Source organism: Frondihabitans sp. 762G35, from assembly GCF_002074055.1.
Taxonomy (GTDB): Bacteria; Actinomycetota; Actinomycetes; order Actinomycetales; family Microbacteriaceae; genus Frondihabitans.
The window spans coordinates 1,615,747-1,638,635 of record NZ_CP014619.1 but is presented as its reverse complement, the minus strand read 5'-3'; the positions used below and the strand labels follow the sequence as shown (position 1 = coordinate 1,638,635).

General features: G+C 70.0%; 19 protein-coding genes. 12 read left to right on the top strand and 7 right to left on the bottom strand.

All coding sequences use genetic code 11. The features are described from left to right. Positions 1–127: 127 nt before the first annotated feature. Positions 128–1,672, bottom strand: coding sequence for a leucyl aminopeptidase (locus AS850_RS07890; RefSeq protein ID WP_119868615.1), 1,545 nt, complete (start codon positions 1,670–1,672; stop codon positions 128–130). A 152-nt stretch (positions 1,673–1,824) separates the two neighbouring features. Between AS850_RS07890 and AS850_RS07885 the strand changes: the two genes are divergently transcribed. From AS850_RS07885 to AS850_RS07865, 5 genes are all read left to right on the top strand, one after another. Continuing rightward, a complete protein-coding gene (locus AS850_RS07885; protein WP_119868614.1) occupies positions 1,825–2,751 on the top strand; it encodes a proteasome assembly chaperone family protein in 927 nt (308 codons plus the stop codon). Between the two features lie 90 nt (positions 2,752–2,841). After that, positions 2,842–4,167, top strand: a complete 1,326-nt coding sequence (locus AS850_RS07880; RefSeq protein WP_119870209.1) for an MFS transporter — start codon at positions 2,842–2,844, stop codon at positions 4,165–4,167. A gap of 218 nt (positions 4,168–4,385) precedes the next feature. Beyond that, the gene (locus AS850_RS07875; RefSeq protein WP_119868613.1) at positions 4,386–5,777 is read left to right on the top strand and encodes an RNA polymerase sigma factor; all 1,392 of its coding nucleotides are present in this window, start codon (positions 4,386–4,388) and stop codon (positions 5,775–5,777) included. 4 nt (positions 5,778–5,781) lie between these two features. Next, positions 5,782–7,062 (top strand): Mur ligase family protein, encoded by a 1,281-nt coding sequence (locus AS850_RS07870; RefSeq protein ID WP_119868612.1) that lies wholly within the window; start codon positions 5,782–5,784, stop codon positions 7,060–7,062. Then, positions 7,059–7,814: a type 1 glutamine amidotransferase gene (locus AS850_RS07865; RefSeq protein WP_119868611.1), complete on the top strand. Its 756-nt coding sequence runs from the start codon at positions 7,059–7,061 to the stop codon at positions 7,812–7,814. The genes AS850_RS07870 and AS850_RS07865 overlap by 4 nt, the downstream gene beginning before the upstream one ends. A 70-nt stretch (positions 7,815–7,884) precedes the next feature. Here AS850_RS07865 and AS850_RS07860 read toward each other — a convergent pair whose 3' ends face one another. After that, positions 7,885–8,112, bottom strand: a complete 228-nt coding sequence (locus AS850_RS07860; protein WP_119870208.1) for a DUF7455 domain-containing protein — start codon at positions 8,110–8,112, stop codon at positions 7,885–7,887. A 241-nt stretch (positions 8,113–8,353) separates the two neighbouring features. Here AS850_RS07860 and AS850_RS07855 point away from each other — a divergent pair, with 241 nt between their 5' ends. Next, complete coding sequence (locus tag AS850_RS07855) at positions 8,354–10,471, top strand: DNA gyrase/topoisomerase IV subunit B (protein WP_119868610.1); 2,118 nt, start codon at positions 8,354–8,356, stop codon at positions 10,469–10,471. A gap of 57 nt (positions 10,472–10,528) precedes the next feature. Here AS850_RS07855 and AS850_RS07850 read toward each other — a convergent pair whose 3' ends face one another. Genes AS850_RS07850 through AS850_RS07840 form a run of 3 tightly spaced genes read right to left on the bottom strand, consistent with a single transcriptional unit; the run spans position 10,529 to position 14,487 of the window. After that, positions 10,529–11,533, bottom strand: coding sequence for an aldo/keto reductase family protein (locus AS850_RS07850; RefSeq protein WP_119868609.1), 1,005 nt, complete (start codon positions 11,531–11,533; stop codon positions 10,529–10,531). A gap of 48 nt (positions 11,534–11,581) precedes the next feature. Beyond that, on the bottom strand, positions 11,582–12,028 hold the full coding sequence (locus AS850_RS07845; RefSeq protein ID WP_216819872.1) for a DUF1801 domain-containing protein: 447 nt from the start codon (positions 12,026–12,028) through the stop codon (positions 11,582–11,584). Next, entirely contained in the window at positions 12,025–14,487 is a 2,463-nt protein-coding gene (locus AS850_RS07840; RefSeq protein WP_119868608.1) for a DNA gyrase/topoisomerase IV subunit A, read from the bottom strand. Before AS850_RS07840 ends, AS850_RS07845 begins: the two co-directional genes overlap by 4 nt. A 54-nt stretch (positions 14,488–14,541) precedes the next feature. Between AS850_RS07840 and AS850_RS07835 the strand changes: the two genes are divergently transcribed. Continuing rightward, entirely contained in the window at positions 14,542–15,669 is a 1,128-nt protein-coding gene (locus AS850_RS07835) for an alkaline phosphatase family protein (RefSeq protein WP_173795182.1), read from the top strand. A gap of 79 nt (positions 15,670–15,748) precedes the next feature. On the opposite strand, the gene sepH is transcribed toward AS850_RS07835, so the two are convergent. Beyond that, positions 15,749–16,909 (bottom strand): septation protein SepH, encoded by a 1,161-nt coding sequence (gene sepH / locus AS850_RS07830; protein WP_119868606.1) that lies wholly within the window; start codon positions 16,907–16,909, stop codon positions 15,749–15,751. A 208-nt stretch (positions 16,910–17,117) separates the two neighbouring features. Between sepH and AS850_RS07825 the strand changes: the two genes are divergently transcribed. Then, entirely contained in the window at positions 17,118–17,411 is a 294-nt protein-coding gene (locus AS850_RS07825; protein WP_119868605.1) for a DUF4193 domain-containing protein, read from the top strand. On the opposite strand, the gene AS850_RS07820 is transcribed toward AS850_RS07825, so the two are convergent. Further along, the gene (locus tag AS850_RS07820) at positions 17,386–17,841 is read right to left on the bottom strand and encodes a DUF3093 domain-containing protein (RefSeq protein WP_119868604.1); all 456 of its coding nucleotides are present in this window, start codon (positions 17,839–17,841) and stop codon (positions 17,386–17,388) included. The two genes, AS850_RS07825 and AS850_RS07820, sit on opposite strands and share 26 nt — an antisense overlap. Positions 17,842–17,879: 38 nt before the next feature. Between AS850_RS07820 and dut the strand changes: the two genes are divergently transcribed. The 4 genes from dut (at position 17,880) to acnA (ending at position 22,838) form a co-directional block, all read left to right on the top strand. Then, a complete protein-coding gene (gene dut, locus AS850_RS07815) occupies positions 17,880–18,386 on the top strand; it encodes a dUTP diphosphatase (protein ID WP_119868603.1) in 507 nt (168 codons plus the stop codon). Positions 18,387–18,490: 104 nt separating this feature from the next. Further along, entirely contained in the window at positions 18,491–19,126 is a 636-nt protein-coding gene (locus tag AS850_RS07810) for a DUF3710 domain-containing protein (protein WP_119870206.1), read from the top strand. 7 nt (positions 19,127–19,133) lie between these two features. After that, positions 19,134–19,847 (top strand): DUF3159 domain-containing protein, encoded by a 714-nt coding sequence (locus tag AS850_RS07805; RefSeq protein WP_119868602.1) that lies wholly within the window; start codon positions 19,134–19,136, stop codon positions 19,845–19,847. 174 nt (positions 19,848–20,021) lie between these two features. Then, positions 20,022–22,838 carry an aconitate hydratase AcnA gene (gene acnA / locus AS850_RS07800; RefSeq protein ID WP_119868601.1) on the top strand — a complete coding sequence of 939 codons (2,817 nt, stop codon included), beginning with the start codon at positions 20,022–20,024 and terminating at the stop codon, positions 22,836–22,838. Positions 22,839–22,889: the final 51 nt, after the last annotated feature.

Below are 22,889 nucleotides of genomic sequence, written 5' to 3'. Positions count from 1 at the left end.
CGTTCGGACACGGCTGTCGGAAGCACCGTCACACCTCGACGAGCGACTGGGTCTCAGTCGTGGTCGGAGAGAGTGGGTGGGCCGGACAGCCCTTCTCCAGCGAGTTTTTCCCGCCCTGACGACCCTACTACGCCGCCGAAAAACTGGCTGCGAGGTCGATGAGCGTGCGGACGGTGATTCCGGTCGCGCCCTTCGTGGTGAAGCCGTAGCCGCCCGCCTTGTTCTCGCTGGGCCCCGCGATGTCGAGGTGTGCCCACGGGATGAGCTCGTCGGTGCCCTCGCGCGTCCCGACGAACTCCTTGAGGAAGACGCCGGCGAGCAGCATGCCGGCGGCGGTGTTCCCGGGGGTCGCGTTGACGAGGTCGGCCACATCGGATTTGAGCCGAGCACGGAGTTCCGGCGCGAGCGGAACGCGCCAGAACGGCTCCGAGGCGCGGTCGGCCGTCTCGACCACGAGCGGGGCGAGGTCGTCGGTTCCCATCACGCCGACGTAGCGCATGCCGAGGGCGACGACCTGCGCGCCCGTCAGCGTCGCGACGTCGACGATGGCGTCCGGCTGCTCCTCGCTCGCTGCGGCGAGCCCGTCGGCGAGGACGAGCCGCCCCTCGGCGTCGGTGTTCGTCACCTCGACGGTGGTGCCGTTCTTGATGGTCAGGACGTCGTCGGGGCGGATCGGATCGGCACCGAGCATGTTCTCCGAGATGCACAGCCACGCCGTCACGCGGACCGGCAGGTTCTGCTCGGCCGCGGCGAGTACGACGGCCAGGACGGTCGCAGCTCCGGTCATGTCGTACTTCATGCCGACCATGCTCCCCGCGGGCTTGAGCGAGAGCCCGCCGGTGTCGTAGGTGATGCCCTTGCCGACGAGGGCGAGGTGCTTCTGCGCGCCCTCGGGCGCCCAGCAGGCCTTCACGAGGCGCGGCCCCCGCGCGGAGCCCTGGCCGACGCCGACGATGCCGCCGAAACCGGCGTCGCGCAGCTCGTCGCCCGCGAGGACGGTGACCTCGACGCCGGTGCCCTCCGCGAGTCGGACGGCCTCGTCGGCGAGCTTCTCGGGGTAGAGGTCGATGGGCGGCGTCGTCACGAGGTCGCGGACGACGTGGACGGCGGAGGCGACGCTCGTCGCCTTCGCGACCAGTCGCTCCGGCACGTCGAAGTCGGTGACGAGGGTGATGTCCGAGACGGCCCCCTTGGATTCGGAGGCGGTCGCCTTCCGGTAGACGTCGAAGGAGTAGGCGCCGATGCCGGCCCCCTCGAGGGCCGCCAGGGCTTCGTCCTCATCCTGGACGGGGAGCGCGAGCGCGATGCGATCGGCTCCCGCGAGCTGACGGGCGGCCGATCCGGCCGCGTAGCGGAGCGTCTCGACGCTGGGACGGCCGCCCAGACCGATGAGGGCCACGGACACGGCGGAACCGGCCGTGTCGCCGAGGACCGACGCGGGGAGGCGGGTCAGCTCGTCGCGGCCGCCCGCGACCCCGAACGACGCCAGCGACCGGGCGAGCTCCGGGGAGTCCCAGAAGAGCTCGGGGCCACCGGCCTCGATGGACACCTCGTCGCCGCCCGTCGACCCGCCGGTCGACCCGCCGGTCGATGCCGCGGCCGGGGCCACGGCGATGACGAGCACGTCGGAGTCGGGAACGGACGAGGAGACGGAGAGCTTCGCGACGGTCATACCCACGATCGTATCGAGCGGGGGAGGGGAGACGTGCCGGAGCCCCGAGCGAGGCCACGGACATCCTGCGTCGACCGCGTCGGATGGCCTGTTCGCTGTCAGCATCGTCCGCGCGGGCGTCCCGCCGGGGAACGTTGCCTAGCATTGAGGGCATGTCCGATCCCACCGACCTCTACGAGCTCGCTCCCGGCGCCGAGAGCGTGCCCGAGGGGCTGCCGCTCGTCGCTGGCCTCACGGGATTCGCCGACGCCGGATCGACCGTCTCGCAGCTCACGAGCTACCTCGTCGACACCCTGGAGGGCGAGATCGTCGCGACGTTCGACGCCGACACCCTGCTCGATTACCGCGCCCGCCGTCCCGTCATCACGTTCGACCAGGACCACATCGCCGACTACCAGGCGTCGACCCTCACGCTCCGGCTCATGCGCGACGAGCTCGGCCAGCAGTTCCTGCTCCTGTCCGGCTTCGAGCCCGACTTCCGCTGGGAGCAGTTCACCTCGTCGATCCTCGGGCTCGTCTCCCGCTACGGCGTCTCGACCACCACGTGGGTGCACGCCATCCCGATGCCGGTGCCGCACACGAGGCCGCTCGGCGTCACGGTCAGCGGCAACCGGGTCGACCTCATCGAGTCGCTGTCGGTCTGGCGGCCGACCACGCAGGCCCCGGCCAACGCCCTCCACCTGGTCGAGTACCAGCTCGCCGCGACCGGTCACCCGACGGCCGGGTTCGTCCTCCTCGTGCCGCATTACCTCGCTGACACGGAGTTCCCCGACGCGGCCGTCGCCGCCCTCTCGAGCATCAGCGCGGCCACGGGCCTCATCTTCCCGACGGACCGCCTCCGCGAGGAGGGGCGCGAGTTCATCGCCAAGGTCGACGAGCAGGTTCAGGGCAATCACGAGCTCTCGCGACTCGTGCAGACCCTCGAGGAGCGCCACGACACGTACATGGAGGGCAACCCCCTGCCGTCGCCGCTGATCGGCCTCGACGGCCAGGTGCCCAGCGCCGACGCGATCGCGGCCGAGTTGGAGAAGTTCCTGTCGACCCGTCGCGACGACGACGCCGGCCCCGGGCTGGCCTGATACCGGCGGTCGTGGCGGGGGCGCCACGAGGGCGCGGCTCCGGATCGGCAGCGGCCGAGACAGCCGCCGCGGACCGGTAGCGTGGACGGCGTGAATTCCGCCCGCGCCTGGATCGTCTGGGGCGCCGCCGTCTTCGCCTACGTCGTCGCCGTCCTCCAGCGCTCCTCCCTCGGAGTGGCGGGCGTCGACGCGCAGCACGTCTTCTCCATCGACGCCGCGACGCTGTCCGCGCTGGCCGTCACCCAGATCGTCGTCTACGCGGGGCTCCAGATCCCCGTCGGCATCCTGCTCGACCGTGTCGGCCCCCGGGCGCTGCTCGTCACGGGCGCGTCGGTCCTCGCGCTCGGTCAGCTGGTGGTCGCGGTGTCCCCGCCGGTCATCGGCGTCGCCATCGTCGGCAGGATGCTCGTGGGCGCCGGCGACGCCATGACCTTCATCTCGGTCATCCGCCTCCTGCCGTCGTGGTTCCGAGGGCCCGTCCTGCCTCAGGTCTCGCAGTGGACCGGCAACATCGGGCAGATCGGGCAGATCCTCTCGGCCATCCCGCTGGCGGCCGTCCTCCACACCGCCGGCTGGGGAGCCGCCTTCACGACGGCCGCCTCCGTCGCGGTGCTCTCCGTCGTGGTCCTGCTCGTCTTCGTCCGCAACGCGCCCGCACGACAGCACGAGCTGCCCGTCGTCTCGACGTGGTCGACGGCCGGGCGCCAACTCGCCGAGAGCCTGAAGCGCCCGGGCACGAGGTTGGGCTTCTGGTCGCACTACGTCACCCAGTCGTCCGGAACCGTGTTCAGCCTCCTCTGGGGCGTCCCGATGCTCGTCGGGGGGCTCGGCTACACCCGCGGCGAGGCCTCCGCGCTCCTCACGCTCCTCGTGGTCACGGGCGTGATCGCGGGACCGGTTCTGGGACTCCTGACCGCTCGGTTCCCGCTGCGCCGGTCGAACCTCGTCCTCGGCATCGTCAGCCTGATCGGCGTCCTCTGGACGGTCGTGCTCCTCTGGCCGGGCCTTCCGCCGCGCTGGCTGATCATTCTGCTGGTGATCGCCCTCGGCATCGGGGGCCCGGGATCGCTGATCGGATTCGACTTCGCCCGCACCTTCAATCCGCTCCGGAGCCTCGGCGTCGCCAACGGGATCGTCAACGTCGGCGGTTTCCTGGCGAGCTTCGTGATGATGTACCTGATCGGCCTCGTGCTGGACGCCCTGCACGGCGCGTCGACGGCGACCGGGAATCCCGCGCCCCTGTTCGCCTGGAGCAGCTTCCGCGTCGCCTTCCTCGTGCAGTACGTCGTGATCGGGCTCGGCGTCGTCTTCCTCGTCCATGCCCGACGGTCGACGCGGAGGGGGCTGCACCTCGAGGAGGGAATAGAGGTGGCCCCGATCTGGGTTGCTCTCAGCAGGAGATTGCGCCGGAGGTGAACCCCCGATAGCAGGATCCACGGGTCCTGTAAACGGGTCGCCATCAGCCGTGCAATAATTACGTACGGACCCGTTCCTGTCTCTCGTCTCCACCACGAGGACTTGACATGGGTCCTCGTTATGCCAAGAAACAGTTATGCCACGTGGGGTCGGGCGATCAGCGGCTCGGAAATTCGGGCATATCTTCTGACATCGAAGCCCGAGTGAAAGGTGCACCAATGGCTACTCGCACCAAGGCAGCGACCGCGGTCGCCGACGAGAACGTCGACGAGACCGCCGCTGCGACGACAGACAGCACGAGCACGGCAGGCGCCCCCAAGGCCGCCGCCGCCAAGACGACCGCGGCCAAGGCTCCGGCCAAGGCCCCCGCGAAGAAGGCTCCCGCTAAAGCGACCGCGAAGGCCGCCGGCGCGAAGACGACCGCGGCCAAGGCCCCCACCAAGGCGGCCGCCGCCAAGGCCTCGACGAAGGCTGCCAAGGCCGACGACGACGACGAGGAGATCGACGCCTCCGACGTCGAGGTCGAGGTCGTGGCCGAGACCCCCGACGCGGAGGCCCCCGAGGTCGCCGGAGCGGAAGCCACGGACGACGAGACCGAGACCACCGAGAAGGAGGGCGAGGAGGCTCTGCCGACCGGTGCCCTCGTCATCTCACAGGACGACGACGACGAGATCCCCGTCTACTCGTCCACGATCACGGGCGCGACCGCCGACCCCGTGAAGGACTACCTCAAGCAGATCGGCAAGGTCGCGCTCCTGAACGCGGCCGAGGAGGTCGAGCTCGCGATGCGCATCGAGGCGGGTCTCTTCGCCGAAGACAAACTGTCGAACTCGACCGGTCTCTCCAAGGAGGTCGAGCGCGAGCTGCGCTGGGTCGCTCGCGACGGCCAGCGCGCCAAGAGCCACCTCCTCGGGGCGAACCTGCGACTCGTCGTCAGCCTGGCGAAGCGCTACACGGGTCGCGGGATGCAGTTCCTCGACCTCATCCAGGAGGGCAACCTCGGCCTCATCCGCGCGGTCGAGAAGTTCGACTACACCAAGGGCTTCAAGTTCTCGACCTACGCGACCTGGTGGATCCGCCAGGCCATCACGCGAGCCATGGCCGACCAGGCCCGCACCATCCGCATCCCGGTGCACATGGTCGAGGTCATCAACAAGCTCGCCCGCGTCCAGCGTCAGATGCTGCAGGATCTCGGTCGCGAACCCACCCCCGAGGAACTCAGCCGCGAACTCGACATGACGCCGGAGAAGGTCGTCGAGGTCCAGAAGTACGGCCGCGAGCCGATCTCCCTCCACACCCCGCTCGGCGAGGACGGCGATAGCGAGTTCGGCGACCTGATCGAGGACACCGAGGCGGTCGTCCCGGCCGACGCGGTCGGGTTCACCATGCTGCAGAAGCAGCTGGAGTCCCTCCTCGACTCGCTCTCCGAGCGCGAGGCCGGCGTCATCCGCATGCGCTTCGGCCTCGGCGACGGCATGCCGAAGACCCTCGACCAGATCGGTGACACGTTCGGCGTGACGCGCGAGCGGATCCGCCAGATCGAGTCCAAGACGATGGCGAAGCTGCGCCACCCGTCGCGATCGCAGTCGCTGCGCGACTACCTCGAGTAGGCCCGTGCGCTACGTCCTCCCCATCCTGCTGGGGCGTCTCGTCCGTGTCCTCGCCCGAGCTCGTGGGGGAGGCTCCGCGTACCCGGGTTACCTCGTGCTCAAGCTGCTCCCGACGTTCCTCACCGATGTCACGAAGCAGTTCGACCGGGGTGTCCTGTTCGTGCTCGGCTCGAACGGCAAGTCGACGACGACGCACATGCTGTCCGACATCCTGCGCGCCCACGGTCTCCGGGTGTTCACGAACCCCACGGGGGCGAACCTGCCTCAGGGCATCGCCTCGGCGCTGCTCGGCGAGGTGAGCGTCTTCGGGCGGTTGAAGGCCGACGTCGGCGTTCTCGAGGTCGACGAGGCGTTCGCGGTGGAGCTGAGCGGGCTCCTGCACCCGTCGACTGTCCTCATGCTCAACGTCCAGGTCGACCAGCTCTACCGCTTCTACGAGACCGAGCGCGTGGCCGACATGATGACCGACACGGCGGCGACCTCGTCGGCGCACGTCGTCACCAACCGCGACGACGAGTACCTGGGCCCGTTCACGAACGAGTCGCTCGACGTGACGCGCTTCGGAGCCTCCGGCGACCTCGTCGCGGCCGCTCCGCACGGACTCCAGAACGCCAACGACTTCGCGTCGACCGGCGGTTCCGTCGCAGCCCCCCTGCACGCGGAGGCGGAGGTGACCGCTCTCACCTCTGGAGGTGCGACCGTCACGCTGACGGAGGAGGGCGCCGCGGCCACGATCCTCGAGGTGCGTCTTCCGGCCCGCGGCCTCCACTACGCCGTCGACGCCGCCGCGGCCATCCAGACGGCCAAGGTGGCCCTCGGCGACGCCTTCCGTGCCGACCGGGCGATCGCCGCCTTCGCCGCGATGAAGCCCGCGTACGGGCGGGGCGAGCGGCTCAAGATCGGGACCGACGAGGCCGAGTTCGTGATGTTCAAGAACGCCGCGAGCCTGCAGCTCAACCTCGACGCCCTGGAGAGCGCACCGGAGCAGGTGCTCCTCGCAATCGACGAGGGCACGCCCGACATCTCCTGGATCTACGACGTCGACTTCTCGGCCCTCGACCACGTCGACGTGGTGTCCGGCGCCAAGGCCTGGCAGATCGCCCTGCGCCTCGAGCACGCCGGCATCCCGATCTCGACCGTCGAACCCGACATCGAGAAGGCCATCGAGCTGATGAAGGCGCTTCCCGCGCCCGCGTCGAAGACGAAGAACTTCATCGTCAACTACGAGCAGATGATGATCGCCCGCAGGATGCTCGGCTACCCCGACCTGGAGAAGCAAGCGTGAGCGCTCCCGCCACCCTCACCCTCGTCCAGCTCTACCCGGAGCAGCTCGGGACCGCCGGAGACGGCGGCAACGTCGTCACGCTGGTCGAGCGTGCCCGTCGGGCCGGCGTCGAGGTGACCGTCCACGAGCAGCGTCCCGGCGACGAGCTCCCGGTCACGGCCGATCTGGTCGTCGTCGGCAGCGGACCGCTGTCCACCCTCCGCGCGCTGCGCGCCGACCTCGAGCGCTTCCGCTCGGTCCTGCCGGACTGGGCGGACGCGGGTGTGCCCGTCGTCGCGATCGGCGGCGGGATGGAGGTGCTCTCCCACGGCGTCGTCCCCGAGACGGGCGACGACCTCGAGGGCCTCGGATTCTTCGACGCGCGTGCCCACCGCGGGGCGAAGCGCCGCACGAACTACTTCGACGTCGACACCACCTACGGTGGCGGAGACCTGAAGGTCCTCGGCTTCGAGGACCACGCCACGCGCTTCGAGCTCGGTCCGACGGGCGCGCCCTTCGGGCGGGTCGTGCGAGGCGGCGGGAACGGCGACGGGGGAGAGGGCATCCTGCGGGGTGCGTCCTTCGGAACGCAGCTCAAGGGTCCCGTCCTGCCGCTCAACCCCGCCCTCGCCGACCGGGTGCTCACCGCCGCCCTGGCGCGTCGGGGAGCCGACTACGTCACGGGCGAGGGACACGCCAAGCTCGACGAGTTCGCGCGTCGATCGCGCGAGGTCATCACCACGAACCTGGAACGCGCCTTCAAGGCGATGTGACCTCGCCCCGGACGGACGGAAGGCGCGCACCCGGTGGGGTGCGCGCCTTCCGACGTTCGAGCAGCCGGCGCTAGTGCGCGCTCAGCTTGGCGGTCTCGTCGAGCCATTCGATGGCGTTCGGCTGCAGCTTCTCCTTGAACTTCGCGCCGTGGTGGGCGCAGAAGAGGAGTTCGCCGGTGGCCATGGTTGCGCGGATGTAAGCCTGGGCCCCGCACGAGTCGCAGCGGTCGGCTGCGGACAACTGGTAACGGGAGCCGAGCTCGTCGACGGCGTTGTGGTCGGTGGCCATCTGAGTCATTGAATGCTCCTCCAAACGGTGGTGCTGCGGGTGGGTGTCACTCATCAAAACACGCGCACGTTTCGTTCGTGCGACATTTCGCTCGATTTCGCTCCCCGCGAAGAGAAATCCACGGCCCCACTTCAGGGCGCGTCCTCTTCTGGGTGTCGGGGCCGATCGGATCGCCGGTCCTCGATAAACTGGAACATCCGCGTGCCGCGGGGCATTCCGCGGCATCGGCAGCAGCATCAGAAGGAGCACCTTGGCAGCGTCCGCGTCCGACACCGCGTCCTCGAACTACTCCGCTCGCCACCTCTCCGTCCTGGAGGGGCTCGAAGCGGTCCGCAAGCGCCCGGGCATGTACATCGGCTCGACCGATTCGCGCGGCCTCATGCACTGTCTGTGGGAGATCATCGACAACTCCGTCGACGAGGCCCTCGCCGGCCACGGCTCGGCCATCGACGTGATCCTGCACGAGGACGACAGCGTCGAGGTCTGCGACACCGGCCGCGGTGTCCCCGTCGACATCGAGCCGAAGACGGGCCTCTCGGGTGTCGAGGTGGTCTACACGAAGCTGCACGCGGGCGGGAAGTTCGGTGGCGGCTCCTACGGCGCGTCCGGCGGGCTCCACGGTGTCGGCGCCTCCGTCGTGAACGCGCTCTCCGAGCGGCTCGACGTCGAGGTCGATCGCGGAGGCAAGGTCCACGCGATGTCGTTCCACCGCGGCGAACCGGGCACGTTCGCCGACACGGGCGAGAAGACGCCGGAGGCGCCGTTCAGCCCGTTCGTCTCGGACAGCGTCCTGCGCGTGGTCGGCAAGGCCCCGCGGGGCGTCACCGGGACCCGGGTCCGCTACTGGGCCGACCGGCAGATCTTCACGAAGGGGGCGGCGTTCCAGACCGAGGACCTCCTGGCCCGCGCCCAGCAGACGGCGTTCCTCGTTCCCGGGCTCTCGATCCGCATCCGCGACGAACGGCCCGGCCACCTCGCGGAGGACGGCTCCCCGGTCGAGCAGACCTTCTCCTACGAGGGCGGGATCAGCGAGTTCGTCGACTTCCTGGCTCCCGACCAGGCCGTCACCGACACCTGGAGGCTGCAGGGCACCGGGCACTACGCGGAGACGATCCCCGTCCTCACCGAGGGCGGCGCCATGGTCTCGACCGAGGTGCAGCGCGACTGCGAGGTCGACATCGCCCTGCGCTGGGGTTCCGGCTACGAGACGGTGACACGCAGCTACGTCAACATCATCGCCACCCCGAAGGGCGGATCGCACCAGGCCGGGTTCGAGGCCGGCCTCCTCAAATTCCTCAAGCAGCAGGTCGACGCGAACGCGCGCCGCCTCAAGGTCGGCAACGACAAGCTCGAGAAGGACGACGTCCTCGCGGGGCTGACGGCCGTCCTGACCGTCCGCCTCCCGGAGCCGCAGTTCGAGGGTCAGACGAAGGAGATCCTGGGGACCCCGGCCGTCCGCAGCATCGTCGCGAACGTCGTGGCGACGACGCTCTCCGAGCTCTTCTCCTCGACGAAGCGCGACGACAAGACGCAGACGGCCGCGGTCCTCGACAAGATCGTCGCCGAGATGAAGTCGCGGATCGCCGCGAGGGCCCACAAAGAGACCCAGCGCCGCAAGAACGCGCTGGAGTCGTCCTCGCTGCCGACGAAGCTCGTCGACTGCCGGTCGAACGACGTGATGCAGACCGAACTCTTCATCGTCGAGGGCGACTCCGCTCTCGGCACGGCGAGGGCGGCGCGGAACAGCGAGTTCCAGGCGCTCCTGCCGATCCGCGGCAAGATCCTCAACGTGCAGAAGGCGTCCGTCAGCGACATGCTGTCGAACCTCGAGTGCGCCTCGATCATCCAGGTCGTGGGGGCCGGATCCGGTCGCTCGTTCGAACTGGAAGCCGCCCGCTACGGCAAGATCATCATCATGAGCGACGCCGACGTCGACGGTGCCCACATCCGCACCCTCCTGCTCACGCTGTTCTTCCGGTACATGCGGCCGATGATCGAGCAGGGCCGGGTCTTCGCGGCTGTGCCGCCGCTGCACCGGGTCGTCGTGGTCAATCCCGGGTCCAAGCCGAACGAGACGATCTACACGTACTCCGAGCAGGAGCTCCAGGGCGTCCTCGCGGGGCTCCGACGGACCAACAAGCGCTACCAGGATCCGATCCAGCGCTACAAGGGTCTCGGCGAGATGGATGCCGAGCAGCTCGCCACGACCACCATGGACCGCAGCAACCGGATGCTCCGGCGTGTCAAGGTCGAGGACGCCGAGAACGCCGGGCGCGTCTTCGAGCTGCTGATGGGCAACGACGTCGCCCCCCGCAAGGAGTTCATCATCGACGGGGCGGGTCTCGCCCGGGAGCGCATCGACACCTGAGACGCCGCGGGGTGGCGCCGCCGGAGCGGTGCCACCACGCGGTCGATCGCTGCGGTCCTACGCCTCGCGGCCGGCCGGCATCTGCGTCTTCGACGGGTCGGTCTCGGCGAGGCCGGCGAAGATCGACTCGATCTTCGCGAGCACGTCCGACTCCAGCTTCACACCCGACGCCTTCGCGTTCGACTCGACCTGCTCGGGACGCGAGGCCCCGATGATGGCCGAGGCGACGTTGTCGTTGGACAGCACCCAGGCGAGCGAGAGCTGCGCCTGCGTGAGGCCGAGGTCGTCGGCGATCGGCTCGAGCTGGGCCACGGCGTCGAGGACGTCGTCGCCGAGCCAGCGCTTGATCATCGCGGCGCCGCCCTTGTCGTCGGTGGCCCGCGAGCCCTCGGGGAGGGCGGCACCCTTCTTGTACTTGCCGCTCAGGACACCCTGAGCGATCGGCGACCAGACGATCTGCGAGATGCCGAGCTCGCGCGAGGCCGGGACGACCTCCGACTCGATGACCCGCCAGAGCAGCGAGTACTCGGGCTGGTTCGAGACGAGCTGGATCTTGAGCTCCTTGGCCAGCGCCGACGCGTCGCGCAGCTGCTGCGCGTTCCACTCGGAGACGCCGATGTAGAGGACCTTGCCCTGGCGGACCAGGTCGGCGAACGTCTCCATGGTCTCTTCGAGAGGGGTCTCGACGTCGTAGCGGTGCGCCTGGTACAGGTCGACGTAGTCGGTCTGCAGGCGCTTCAGCGAGCCGTTGATCGACTCGGTGATGTGCTTGCGGCTGAGCCCGGTGTCGTTGTGCTGCTTGGGACCCGTCGGCCCGTAGACCTTCGTGAAGATCTCCAGCGACTCGCGGCGCTCGTTCTTGAGCGCCTCGCCGAGGACGACCTCGGCCTGGGTGTTGGCGTAGACGTCCGCCGTGTCGAACGTCGAGATGCCGACCTCGAGGGCCTTGCGGACGCAGGCGGAGGCGGTGTCGTTCTCCACCTGGGATCCGTGGGTGAGCCAGTTGCCGAACGTGAGCTCGGAGACCTTCAAGCCCGAATTGCCGAGGTATCTGAATTCCATCGTGCGTACTCCTTGTCGTGGCGGCGTCGGTGCCGGCCACGATCGACGCTACTCGGGCTCCGCGGCCTCCGACGGGCGAGCCGGTCCGGGCCGCCGGGCCGCACGGGCCGGTCGCGCGGGTTTCTCGGCGTTGAGGGCCGCTGCCGCTCGGACGAGCGCGACGAGCGCCTCCTCGTCGAGCTCCTGCCCCTCGAGGAGGTCGACGGCCCGTCGGACGTTCCCGTCGAGGCTCGAGGTGAAGAGCCCGGCCGGGTCGTCGAGGGACGCCCCCTTGGCGAAGGTGAGCTTGATGCTCGCCCGATAGGCCTCACCGGTGCAGAGCATGCCGTCCGAGTACCAGACCGGCACGCCCCGCCACTTCCACTCCTCGACGACGCCGGGGACGGATCGCAGGATCAGGGCTCGCACGCGGGCGAGCGTCTCGCCCCGCCAGTCGCCCAGCTCGGCGATCCGACCGTCGATGAGCTGCGACGGAGTCGGCTCGGCGGCGCTCACGAGACGGCCGATCCGATGGAGCCGACCACCGTGTCGAGAGGGGTCCCGGACGCGTCCCGCCGCGACAGCGTCTCCGGCAGTTTCCGGACGCCCCCGTCGGCGGCGACGGCCACGGCGGGAGCCGCACCGACCCACGCCACGGACAGGGCGTCCTCGCCCTTGAGCAGCGCGTGGGCACGGACACCGCCGGTCGCTCGGCCCTTGCCCGGGTAGTCGGCGAAGTCGCTCACCTTGGCGCGGCCCGGATCGGCGCCGGCGATGGTGGCCGAAGAGGTCGAGATCGTGGCCACGACGGCCGACGCACCCTGCTTGACCGCTCCGAAGAAGATCGCCGTGGCTCCTGCCGCGAGAGCGATCCCCGCGACGCCGCCGCCCTGCGTGCCCTGCGGACGCACGAGCGACGCCGAGTAGCGCAGGAGCTGCGTGTTCGACGTGACGAAGACGAGCTCGTCGGAGTCGTCGCCCTGCGCCACGCCCACGACGCTGTCGCCGGGCTTCAGGGAGATGACGGGGAAGTCGGGCTTCCCGGGCCACTGCCCGGGCGTGACCCGCTTCACGACGCCCTGCGCGGTGCCGAGCGCCAGCGGCTGATCGGCGGTGAGCGACACGATCGCGAGGACCCGCTCGCCCTTGTCGGCGAGCCCCAGGTAGTCGCGGGCCGGGACGCCGGCGCCGAGCTGGACGGAGGAGGGCGGCACGGCGGGCAGGTCGACGGGGCTGAACCGCACGAGTCGCCCGGTGTTCGTCACGGCGCCGATCTCGGCGCGCGAGGTCGTGTCGAGCCGGGACAGGATGGCGTCGTGCTTCGTGCGGCGAGCGGCCGGCCCGGGGGCGTCGCCCTGCGCCTCCTGCAGGTCGACCCGCAGGAGCCGCCCCGTCGTCGAGAGGAACACGCGCGTCGGCACGTCGGCCACCTCGAGCACCGGGGCGGCCTTCCGCGACGTCGACGCCACCGACGGCGCCGCCTCGGTGAGGAGGGTGCGACGCGGGGTCCCGTAGGTCTCCGCGATCTCGGCCAGCTCGTCGGACACGAGGGCGCGGAGCTTGCGCGGGTCGGAGAGCAGCTCGCGGAGCTCGGCGATCGCGGCCGTCAATTCGTCGCGCTCCGTCTCGAGCTCGATCCGGCTGAACTTCGTGAGCCTCCGGAGACGGAGCTCCAGGATGTACTCGGCCTGGAGGTCGGACAGGTCGAAGACCTCGCGCAGCCGCGTCTTGGCGGCGTCGGAATCGTCGGAGGTGCGGATCACCTGGATGACCTCGTCGATGTCGACGATCGCGATGAGGAGGCCCTCGACCAGGTGCAGGCGGTCCTCCTTCTTCTGGAGGCGGTAGCGGCTCCTGCGCGTCACGACCTCGAGGCGGTGACCGACGTAGACCTCGAGGAGCTCCTTGAGGCCCAGGGTGCGGGGCTGCCCCTCGACGAGGGCGACGTTGTTGATGCTGAAGCCGTCCTCCAGCGGGGTGTGCCGGTAGAGCTGCTCGAGGACCGCCTCGGGGCTGAAACCGGTCTTGATGTCGACGACGAGCCGCATGCCGTGGTGCCGGTCGCTGAAGTCGTTGATGTCGGAGATGCCGGTGAGCTTCTTGGCGTTGACGCCGTCCTTCACCTTCTCGATGACCTTCTCGGGGCCGATCAGATACGGGAGCTCGGTGAAGACGAGGCCCTTCTTGCGCGCCGTGAGGTTCTCGATCGAGACCTTGGCGCGGACGCGGAAGCTGCCGCGCCCCGTGGCGTAGGCGTCGCGGACGCCCGCGAGGCCGGCGATCGTCCCGCCCGTGGGGAGGTCGGGACCGGGGACGAACCGCATCAGGTCGTCGAGCGTGGCGTCCGGGTGATCGATGAGGTGCCTGGCGGCCCCGACGACCTCGATCAGGTTGTGCGGGGCCATGTTGGTGGCCATGCCGACGGCGATGCCGCTGCCGCCGTTGACGAGGAGGTTGGGGAACGCCGAGGGCAGGACCTCGGGCTGCATCAGCTGGTTGTCGTAGTTGGGGACGAAGTCGACCACGTCTTCGCCGAGGCCCTCGTTCATCGCAATCGCGGCGGGCGCGAGGCGGACCTCGGTGTAGCGGGCCGCGGCCGGCGGGTCGTCGAGCGAGCCGAAGTTGCCGTGCCCGTCGATCGTCGGCAGGCGCATCGTGAAGTCCTGCGCGAGACGGACGAGGGCGTCGTAGATGGCCGTGTCGCCGTGCGGGTGCAGCTTGCCCATCACCTCGCCCGTGACGCGGGCGCTCTTGACGTGGCCGCGATCGGGCCGGAGCCCCATCTCCGACATCTGGTAGAGGATCCGGCGCTGGACGGGCTTGAGCCCGTCTCGCGCGTCGGGCAGCGCCCGGGAGTAGATGACCGAGTAGGCGTACTCGAGGAAGGACCCCTGCATCTCGGTGGAGACGTCGATCTCCTCGATGCGCTCGCCCTCGAAGGAGTTGCCCCCGAAGGAGCTTTCGGTCGTCGTCATGTCGTCCTGTCTGGTGCGGGCCGCCGCCGGTCGGGCTGTGCCAGACTGGGGCCGATGACGACCATGGTACCGGCGCGCGACCCGTCGGTCGTGAGCCTCGCGGACGTCCTCCCGAGTTGCGTCGCGGCCCTGTCCGGCGCCGCCAACCCCCTCGACCTCGCCCCGGCGCGATCGGTCGTCGTGGTCCTCGTCGACGGGCTCGGAGCGTCCGCCCTCCGCGCGCGAGCCGCGTACGCCCGCACTCTCTCAGGCCCCCGCGACACGCTGTGGTCGGGCTTCCCGACCACGACGGCGGCGGGCCTGACGACGCTCACGACGGGTGCCCTTCCCGGGCGGCACGGCCTCGTCGGCTACAGCGTCCTCGACGCGGCCCACGACCGCGTCGTGAAGCAGCTGTCCGGCTGGGACGCCGACCTCGACCCCGCGACCTGGCAGCGCGTCCCCACCGTGTTCGAGAGCCTCGCCGGATCGGGGGTGGACGCGTTCACCGTCGGGCCCGCCCGGTACGCCGACTCGGGTCTCACGAGGGCGATCCTCCGCGGGGCGACGTACCGGTCGGCCGAGACCGTCTCGGCGCGGTTCGAGGCCGCGCGGGGCATCCTGCGGTCGCCCGGCCGATCGCTGACGTACCTCTACATCCCCGAACTCGACATGGCCGGGCACCGCCACGGCTGGGAGTCGGAGGAGTGGTCGCGAGCCCTGGAGCAGGTCGACGGGGAGGTCAGGAGCCTCGTGGACGACCTCGCCCGCGATCAGGCCGTCCTGGTGACCGCCGACCACGGCATCGTCGACGTCCCCGCGCACAAGCACGTCATCTGGGGGACGAAACCCGCGTTGACCGAGGGCGTCCGGCACGTGGCGGGGGAGCCGCGATGCCTTCAGCTCCACGTCGATCCGGCCCTCGACGACGACGGTCGCTCCCGTCTCGGGGAGGCCTGGCGGGCGGCCGAGGGGCACAGGTCCTGGGTCGTGACGCGCGACGAGGCGGTCGAGGCCGGTTGGTTCGGCGACGTCGACCCGGCGGTGCTGCCGCGGATCGGAGATCTTCTCGTCGCCGCTCGCAAGGGGATCGCGTACTACCGCTCGGAGGACGACCGCGGGCGGGGCATGATCGGCCAGCACGGCTCGTGGAGCGACGAGGAGACGCGCGTCCCGCTCCTGCGCTTCGGCGCGTTCGCCTAGCGAGCCGCTCGTGCTCGGCGGAGTGCCGCTGGTCTCGCGGGTCGGGCTCAGGCGGGGTCGGGCTACGGCGGGGTCGGGCTCAGGCGGGGTCGTCGTCCGAGCGGGCGCCGAAGACGATCTCGTCCCAGCTCGGCATCGATGCGCGGCCTTTGCGCGCCCGCGCGGACCGCTGCGGTGCCTTCGGGGCCGTGTCGGTCGACTCGTCGTCGGAGCGCGGAGCGGACTGACGCGAGGCGGTCGGATGCGTGGCGAGAGGCTTGGTCGTGCGAGCGGGCTCCGGCTCCGTCGGCACGTCGATGTCGTCGAGCGGCACGTCCACGACGCGCAACGAACCGGTCGAGGGGTGAGCGGCACGCGAGTGGTCGGAGGGGTCGTCGTCGAAGCGGGCGGCCTCGCGCTCCCCGCGGCGTCGCCGGAGAGCCTCCAGCAGGTCGGCGGTCTGGTTGTGCTCGGCCTGCGGCTCCGGCGCGCGGTTGACGGCGGCGACCGAGGCCTGCGAGCGACCCTCGCGGGACCGGTCGGAGGTCTCGCCGGAGTCACCGGGGATCGTCGTCTCACGGGCCTCCTGCTCGACCTCGAACGCGCCGCTGTCGAAGCGGCCCGAGTCGTTCGGGCCGGCCTCGCCGGCGATGCGGCCGGCATCGCCCACGGCACGGAGCCGGGGGACCAGCGGTGTGTGGGCGGAACCGTGGCGGGAGAGGGTGTGGGCGTCGCCGTTCAGCGGCGCGAGAGCGTGCTTCTTCGGATCGAAGCGCCAGGTGGCGTCGCGCTCGACCTCCTGGGTCGTGTAGCTGACGTGGACGACCCAGCCCTCGACGGCGTCCTTGTACGAGGTCCAGTCGCGCTCGGTGGCCTCGGCGGCGTCGAGGCGTGCGTCGATGACGCTCCCGAAGGTCGAGGTCTCGCCCTGGGCGACGCCGTCGCCGGCGAGGCTCACGGGCACGCGGCGGGCGCTCTCGAGGACGTAGGTGCGCTCGGCGAGGACGGGGCCCTCGAAGCGGCGCACGTAGTCGAGCTCGACGCCCGTCTCGGCGGCGACCTGCTCGGCCGAGCGACCGGAGCGGACGAGCGCCTGGATCTCGCGGGGCGGCACCTTGTGCGGGGTCACGGCCCGCTCGGGGTCCGCAGCCCGCAGCTGGGACTGCAGTGTCCCCGTCACGCGGAGGCGGTATTCGCTCCCCGCGTCGGTGGCCACCAGGAGCGCGCCGCTCTCGACGCCGATCACCTTCAGATCTTGCATGGGCCCACAGCTTCCGTTGTCGTGATTCGCAGTCAGGATGCCACGCAGGAGGCGGAAATCCGGGGAATAGCGCGGGCGTGCCGCAAGTTCTCCTCGTGCGGCTTCGAGCGTCTTCCGAGGCCCTCAGACCGGTTTGCTATTGCCTTTCCCATGGTGCAAACTGTGCCCGCCGATTTTGGTAGAAGACCTCGTACAGAACTGGATGGGCATGGCGACCGACTACGACGCACCTCGCAAGAACGACGACGATTCCGAGTCGATCGAGGCGCTGAAAGAGCGGGTTCCCGACAAGATGAGCGGCGTGGTCGACGCCGACGACGCCGACAATCCGGGCAGTTTCGAGCTCGCCGGTCAAGACCTCTCCGACCTCGACCTCGACGTCGTCGTGCTGCCCCCGCAGGCGGACGAGTTCACCTGCGTGGAGTGCTTCCTCGTGAAGCACCGCTCGCAGCTCGACCACGAGTCGAAGCTCGGACCTATCTGCCTGGAGTGCGCGGCCTGATCTGATCGAGGGCCTGCGACAGCCGCTGGGGGTGTCTCGTCGACACGAGCCAGTACGGCGCCGGGTCGTTCTGATCGGTGAGCTCGATGCGGAGCACCGGCTTCACCCAGCCCCTGAAGAGGGTCCAGGCGCGCGCATCCAACCGCGGACCCCGCTCGGCCGTCGCTTCCTCCGCGAGGAAAGCGGCGGTCGCTCCCACTTCTCCGGGGTACAGGATCGCCCGGCCGGCACGGAAGCCCGACTCGTCGACCCGCAGCACGGGCGAGCCGAAGAAGAGCAGCAGCGAGATGGCCAGGTAGAGCCCGATCCCCACGCCCCAGCCCACCGCGGCGTCGATGGGGAGGAACACCAGGATGCTCGCGGGCACCACGAGGGCCCAGGCGAGGAAGACGAGCGGGGGCGGCGCGAGGCGTTCGCGGTAGGCGGTCATGGGACTATTCGACCAGACTTCTGCACTACCCTCGACACGTGACCGAGACCCTCGACGTGCCCTTCGCGCCCGCACCCGGGCACGGGACGGCCCAGGAACCCCGCTACGCCCATCCCGGCGACGCGGGAGCCGACCTCCACGCCGCGGAGGACCTCATCCTGCGAGCCGGCTCGCGGGCCCTCGTCTCGACCGGCGTGTCGATCGCGCTGCCCGACGGGTACGCGGCGTTCGTCGTCCCGCGCTCCGGCCTCGCCGTCAAGCACGGCGTGACCGTGCTCAACACGCCGGGAACGGTCGACGCGGGCTACCGCGGCGAGATCAAGGTCGCCCTTCTCAACACCGACGACACCGACTTCGAGATCCACGCGGGCGATCGCATCGCCCAGCTGATCGTGATGCCGGTCGTCCGAGCCACGTTCACCACCGTCGACGCCCTCCCCGACAGCGTCCGCGGCGCCGGCGGCTTCGGCTCGACCGGTTACGCGAACACCACCAGTGCGCCCGACGATCGGGCGGAGCACACCACGCCAGGAGGCACCAAGTGAGCAGGAAGTCCAGGCGCGAGGCCGCGCAGGAGCTGGCCGAGACCGAGGTCCGCGAGGCCGACGTCGAGACGGCCGACAGCGAGACCCTCGACGCCGTCGACCTCGTGGAGGCACCGAGCGAGGAGCTCGAGGTCGTCCTCGACGACAAGTCCGCCCCGGAGAACCGGGCCGAGGAGGGCCCGCTCGACGAGTCCGAGGCCAACCCCGTGCGCCCCTACGTCGATCTCGGCGGCGTGAAGATCGTCCCCCGCGAGGGCCTCCACCTCCGCCTCGAGGTCGAGGAGGGGTCCAAGCGCGTCGTCGCCGTCGGGCTCGACTTCGCCAAGTCGACGCTCCAGGTGCAGCCCTTCGCGGCTCCGCGGTCGACGGGCCTCTGGCACGAGATCCGCGACCAGATCGCCGACCAGATCCGCAAGCAGGGCGGCACCACCGAGGAGGTCGAGGGTCCCTTCGGTCCCGAGATCCGCGCCGAGATCCCGATCGCGGCCGGCTCCGAGGGAGCCGTCGCCGGTCAGACCAGCCGCCTCGCGCGCTTCGTCGGCGTCGACGGTCCGCGCTGGTTCCTCCGCGGCGTCATCGCCGGAGACGCGACGGTCGATCCCGAGGCCGCCGAGAAGATCGAGGAGCTGTTCCGCAGCGTCGTCGTCGTCCGCGGCACCGACCCGATGCCTCCGCGCGACCTCATCCCGCTGCACATGCCGAAGGCGAACCCGAGCGACCCGACCGCCACGGTCGTCTGAGCGCCGCATGAGCGACGACGAGCGCCCGACGCCCGAGCTTTCCCTCCGGGAGCAGCTACGGGAGGCCGCGCTCCGCGCCGGGATCGGCCGGGTCGCCCCCGGCGAGGTCCCGACCGGGCACGCGCTCCTCACGGCCATCGGAGGAGTCCGCGGGCTCGTCGAGTCGATCCTGCCCGGGCTCGCGTTCCTCGTCATCTACACCTTCTCGCACGAACTCCTTCCGTCGGTCCTCATCCCGGTGGTCGTCGGAGTCGTCTTCGTGGCGGTGCGAGCGATTCAACGCGGCCCCCTGCCGCAGGCGATCGCCGGTCTCCTCGGGATCGCCCTCTCGGCGTTCCTCGCCCTCATCTCCGGTCGGGCCGTCGACAACTTCATCCCGGGCATCGTGATCAACGCCGTCTCGCTGGCCGTCCTCCTGATCAGCCTCGCCGCGCGCTGGCCGCTCATCGGCGTCGTCGTCGGCCTCCTGACGAACGAGGGCGGCTCGTGGCGCGGCGACCGGGCCAAGCGTCGCGTCCTGACCCTGACGACGTGGCTCTGGGTCCTCCTCTTCGCGATCCGCCTCGCCGTCGAGGTGCCGCTCTTCCTGGCGCGCGACGCGGCGCTCCTCGCCGCCGCCAAGCTCGTGCTCGGGGTGCCGTTCTACGCGGCCATGCTCTGGGTCACGTGGCTGCTCGTCCGCACCGTCTACGCGGCGCGCGCCGGATCGGACGCCGAGTAGCGGCTCCTGCTGCTAGGTTTATCTCGATATCAAGATAAACAGCCGAAGTCGGTCGCGCGCGAGCGGGCTGACTTAAGCTGGCCTCGGTGGGCTCGTGCCCACGAAGTGGCCGTCGCGCTCTCCCGAGAGGAGTGCGCACGGCATCCAAGGCAGTGGCAGCAAGGGAGACGGCACGTGTCAGACGTAAACAGCTTCGGTTCGAAGAGCACGCTCGAGGTCGGTGACAAGTCGTACGAGGTGTTCCGCATCGACGCGGTTCCCGGGTACGACAAACTGCCCTTCAGCCTCAAGGTCCTCCTCGAGAACCTCCTCCGCACCGAAGACGGTGCCAACGTGACGAAAGCGCAGATCGAGGCGCTCGGCTCGTGGGTCCCGCAGGCGGAGCCCGACACCGAGATCCAGTTCACGCCGGCTCGCGTCGTCATGCAGGACTTCACCGGCGTCCCCTGCATCGTCGACCTGGCCACGATGCGCGAGGCCATGGCCGACCTCGGCGGCGACCCGACCAAGATCAACCCCCTCTCGCCCGCGGAGCTCGTGATCGACCACTCGGTCATCGCCGACCTCTTCGGCTCCGAGAACGCCCTCGAGCGCAACGTCGAGCTCGAGTACGAGCGCAACGGGGAGCGCTACCAGTTCCTCCGCTGGGGTCAGACCGCCTTCGAGGACTTCAAGGTCGTCCCGCCGGGAACGGGCATCGTGCACCAGGTCAACATCGAGTACCTGGCGCAGGTCACGTACACGCGCACCGTGCAGGGCATCCTGCGGGCCTACCCCGACACGCTCGTCGGCACCGACTCCCACACGACCATGGTCAACGGCCTCGGCGTGCTGGGTTGGGGCGTGGGCGGCATCGAGGCCGAGGCGGCCATGCTCGGCCAGCCCGTCTCCATGCTCATCCCCAAGGTCGTCGGCTTCAAGCTCGCCGGTGCCATCCCCACGGGCGTGACCGCGACGGACGTCGTGCTCACGATCACCCAGATGCTCCGCAAGCACGGCGTCGTCGGCAAGTTCGTCGAGTTCTACGGCGAGGGCGTCGCGGCCGTGCCGCTGGCCAACCGCGCAACCATCGGCAACATGAGCCCCGAGTTCGGCTCGACCGCCGCGATCTTCCCGATCGACGACGTCACGCTCGACTACCTCCGCCTCACCGGCCGGAGCGATGAGCAGGTCGCCCTCGTCGAGGCCTACGCGAAGGCCCAGACGCTCTGGCACGACCCGAGCGTCGAGCCGGTCTTCTCGGAGTACCTCGAGCTCGACCTCGCCACGGTCGTCCCGTCGATCGCCGGACCCAAGCGCCCGCAGGACCGCATCGAGCTGTCGCTCGCGAAGTCCCAGTTCGAGAACGACCTCGGCACGTACACCTCCACCTCCCACTCCGGCGTCGACGACGCGGTCGAGGGCACCTTCCCGGCGTCCGACCCCGTCGGCTTCACGTCGGAGGACGAGACGAGCGCCCACGAGCTCCACCGGGTGCTCGCCTCGAGCGCCCCGACGACCGCGTCGAAGCCGACCTCGGTCACCCTCGACGACGGATCCGCCTTCACGCTCGACCACGGGGCGGTGGCGATCGCCGCGATCACCTCCTGCACCAACACGTCGAACCCGTCGGTCATGCTGGCCGCCGGCCTCCTGGCCCGGAACGCCAGCCAGAAGGGCCTCAAGGTCAAGCCGTGGGTGAAGACCACGTTGGCTCCCGGCTCGAAGGTGGTCACCGACTACTACGAGAAGGCAGGCCTGACGAGCTACCTCGAAGACCTGGGCTTCTACACCGTCGGCTACGGCTGCACGACCTGCATCGGCAACTCCGGCCCGCTTCTCGACGAGATCTCGACCGCCGTGCAGGACAACGACCTCGCCGTCACCGCCGTCCTCTCGGGCAACCGGAACTTCGAGGGTCGGATCAACCCCGACGTCAAGATGAACTACCTCGCCTCGCCGCCGCTGGTCATCGCCTACGCCCTCGCCGGATCGATGAACTTCGACTTCGAGAACGACTCCCTCGGCACCGCGTCCGACGGGACCGAGGTCTACCTCCGCGACATCTGGCCCGAGGCCTCCGAGGTCCAGAAGACGATCGACGAGTCGATCGAGACCGACATGTTCACGCGCGAGTACGGCGCCGTCTTCGACGGCGACGACCGCTGGCGCTCGCTCCCGACCCCCGAGGGCGCGACCTTCGAGTGGAGCGACGAGTCGACCTACGTCCGGAAGCCCCCGTACTTCGACGGCATGGCGCTCGAGCCGTCGCCCGTGGTCGACATCCAGGGAGCCCGCGTCCTCGCGAAGCTCGGCGACTCCGTCACGACCGACCACATCAGCCCGGCGTCGACCATCAAGGTCGACAGCCCGGCCGGTCGCTACCTCTCGGAGCACGGCGTCGACCGGAAGGACTTCAACTCCTACGGCTCGCGTCGCGGCAACCACGAGGTCATGATCCGTGGAACGTTCGCGAACATCCGTCTGCGCAACCAGCTCCTCGACGACGTCGAGGGCGGCTACACGCGCGACTTCACGCAGCAGGACGCCCCGCAGTCGTTCATCTTCGACGCGTCGGCGAACTACCAGGCCCAGGGCACGCCGCTGGTCGTCCTCGCGGGCAAGGAATACGGCTCCGGCTCGTCGCGCGACTGGGCGGCCAAGGGCACCTCGCTCCTCGGCGTGAAGGCCGTCATCACCGAGAGCTTCGAGCGCATCCACCGCTCGAACCTCATCGGCATGGGCGTGGTGCCGCTGCAGTTCCCGGCCGGCGAGACCTGGGCCTCGCTCGGCCTCGACGGCACCGAGAGCATCAGCATCACCGGGCTCACGGCGCTCAACGAGGGGACGACCCCCAAGACGGTCCACGTCGTCGCGGAGCCGACCGAGCACTCGCCCGCCGGCAAGGAGACCGTCGAGTTCGACGCCGTCGTCCGCATCGACACGCCGGGCGAGGCCGACTACTACCGGAACGGCGGGATCCTGCAGTACGTCCTCCGCTCGCTGGTCTAGCGACCGGTCGGTGACCGCCGGATCGCCTCAGCGCCGCGACGTCGGCCCGTG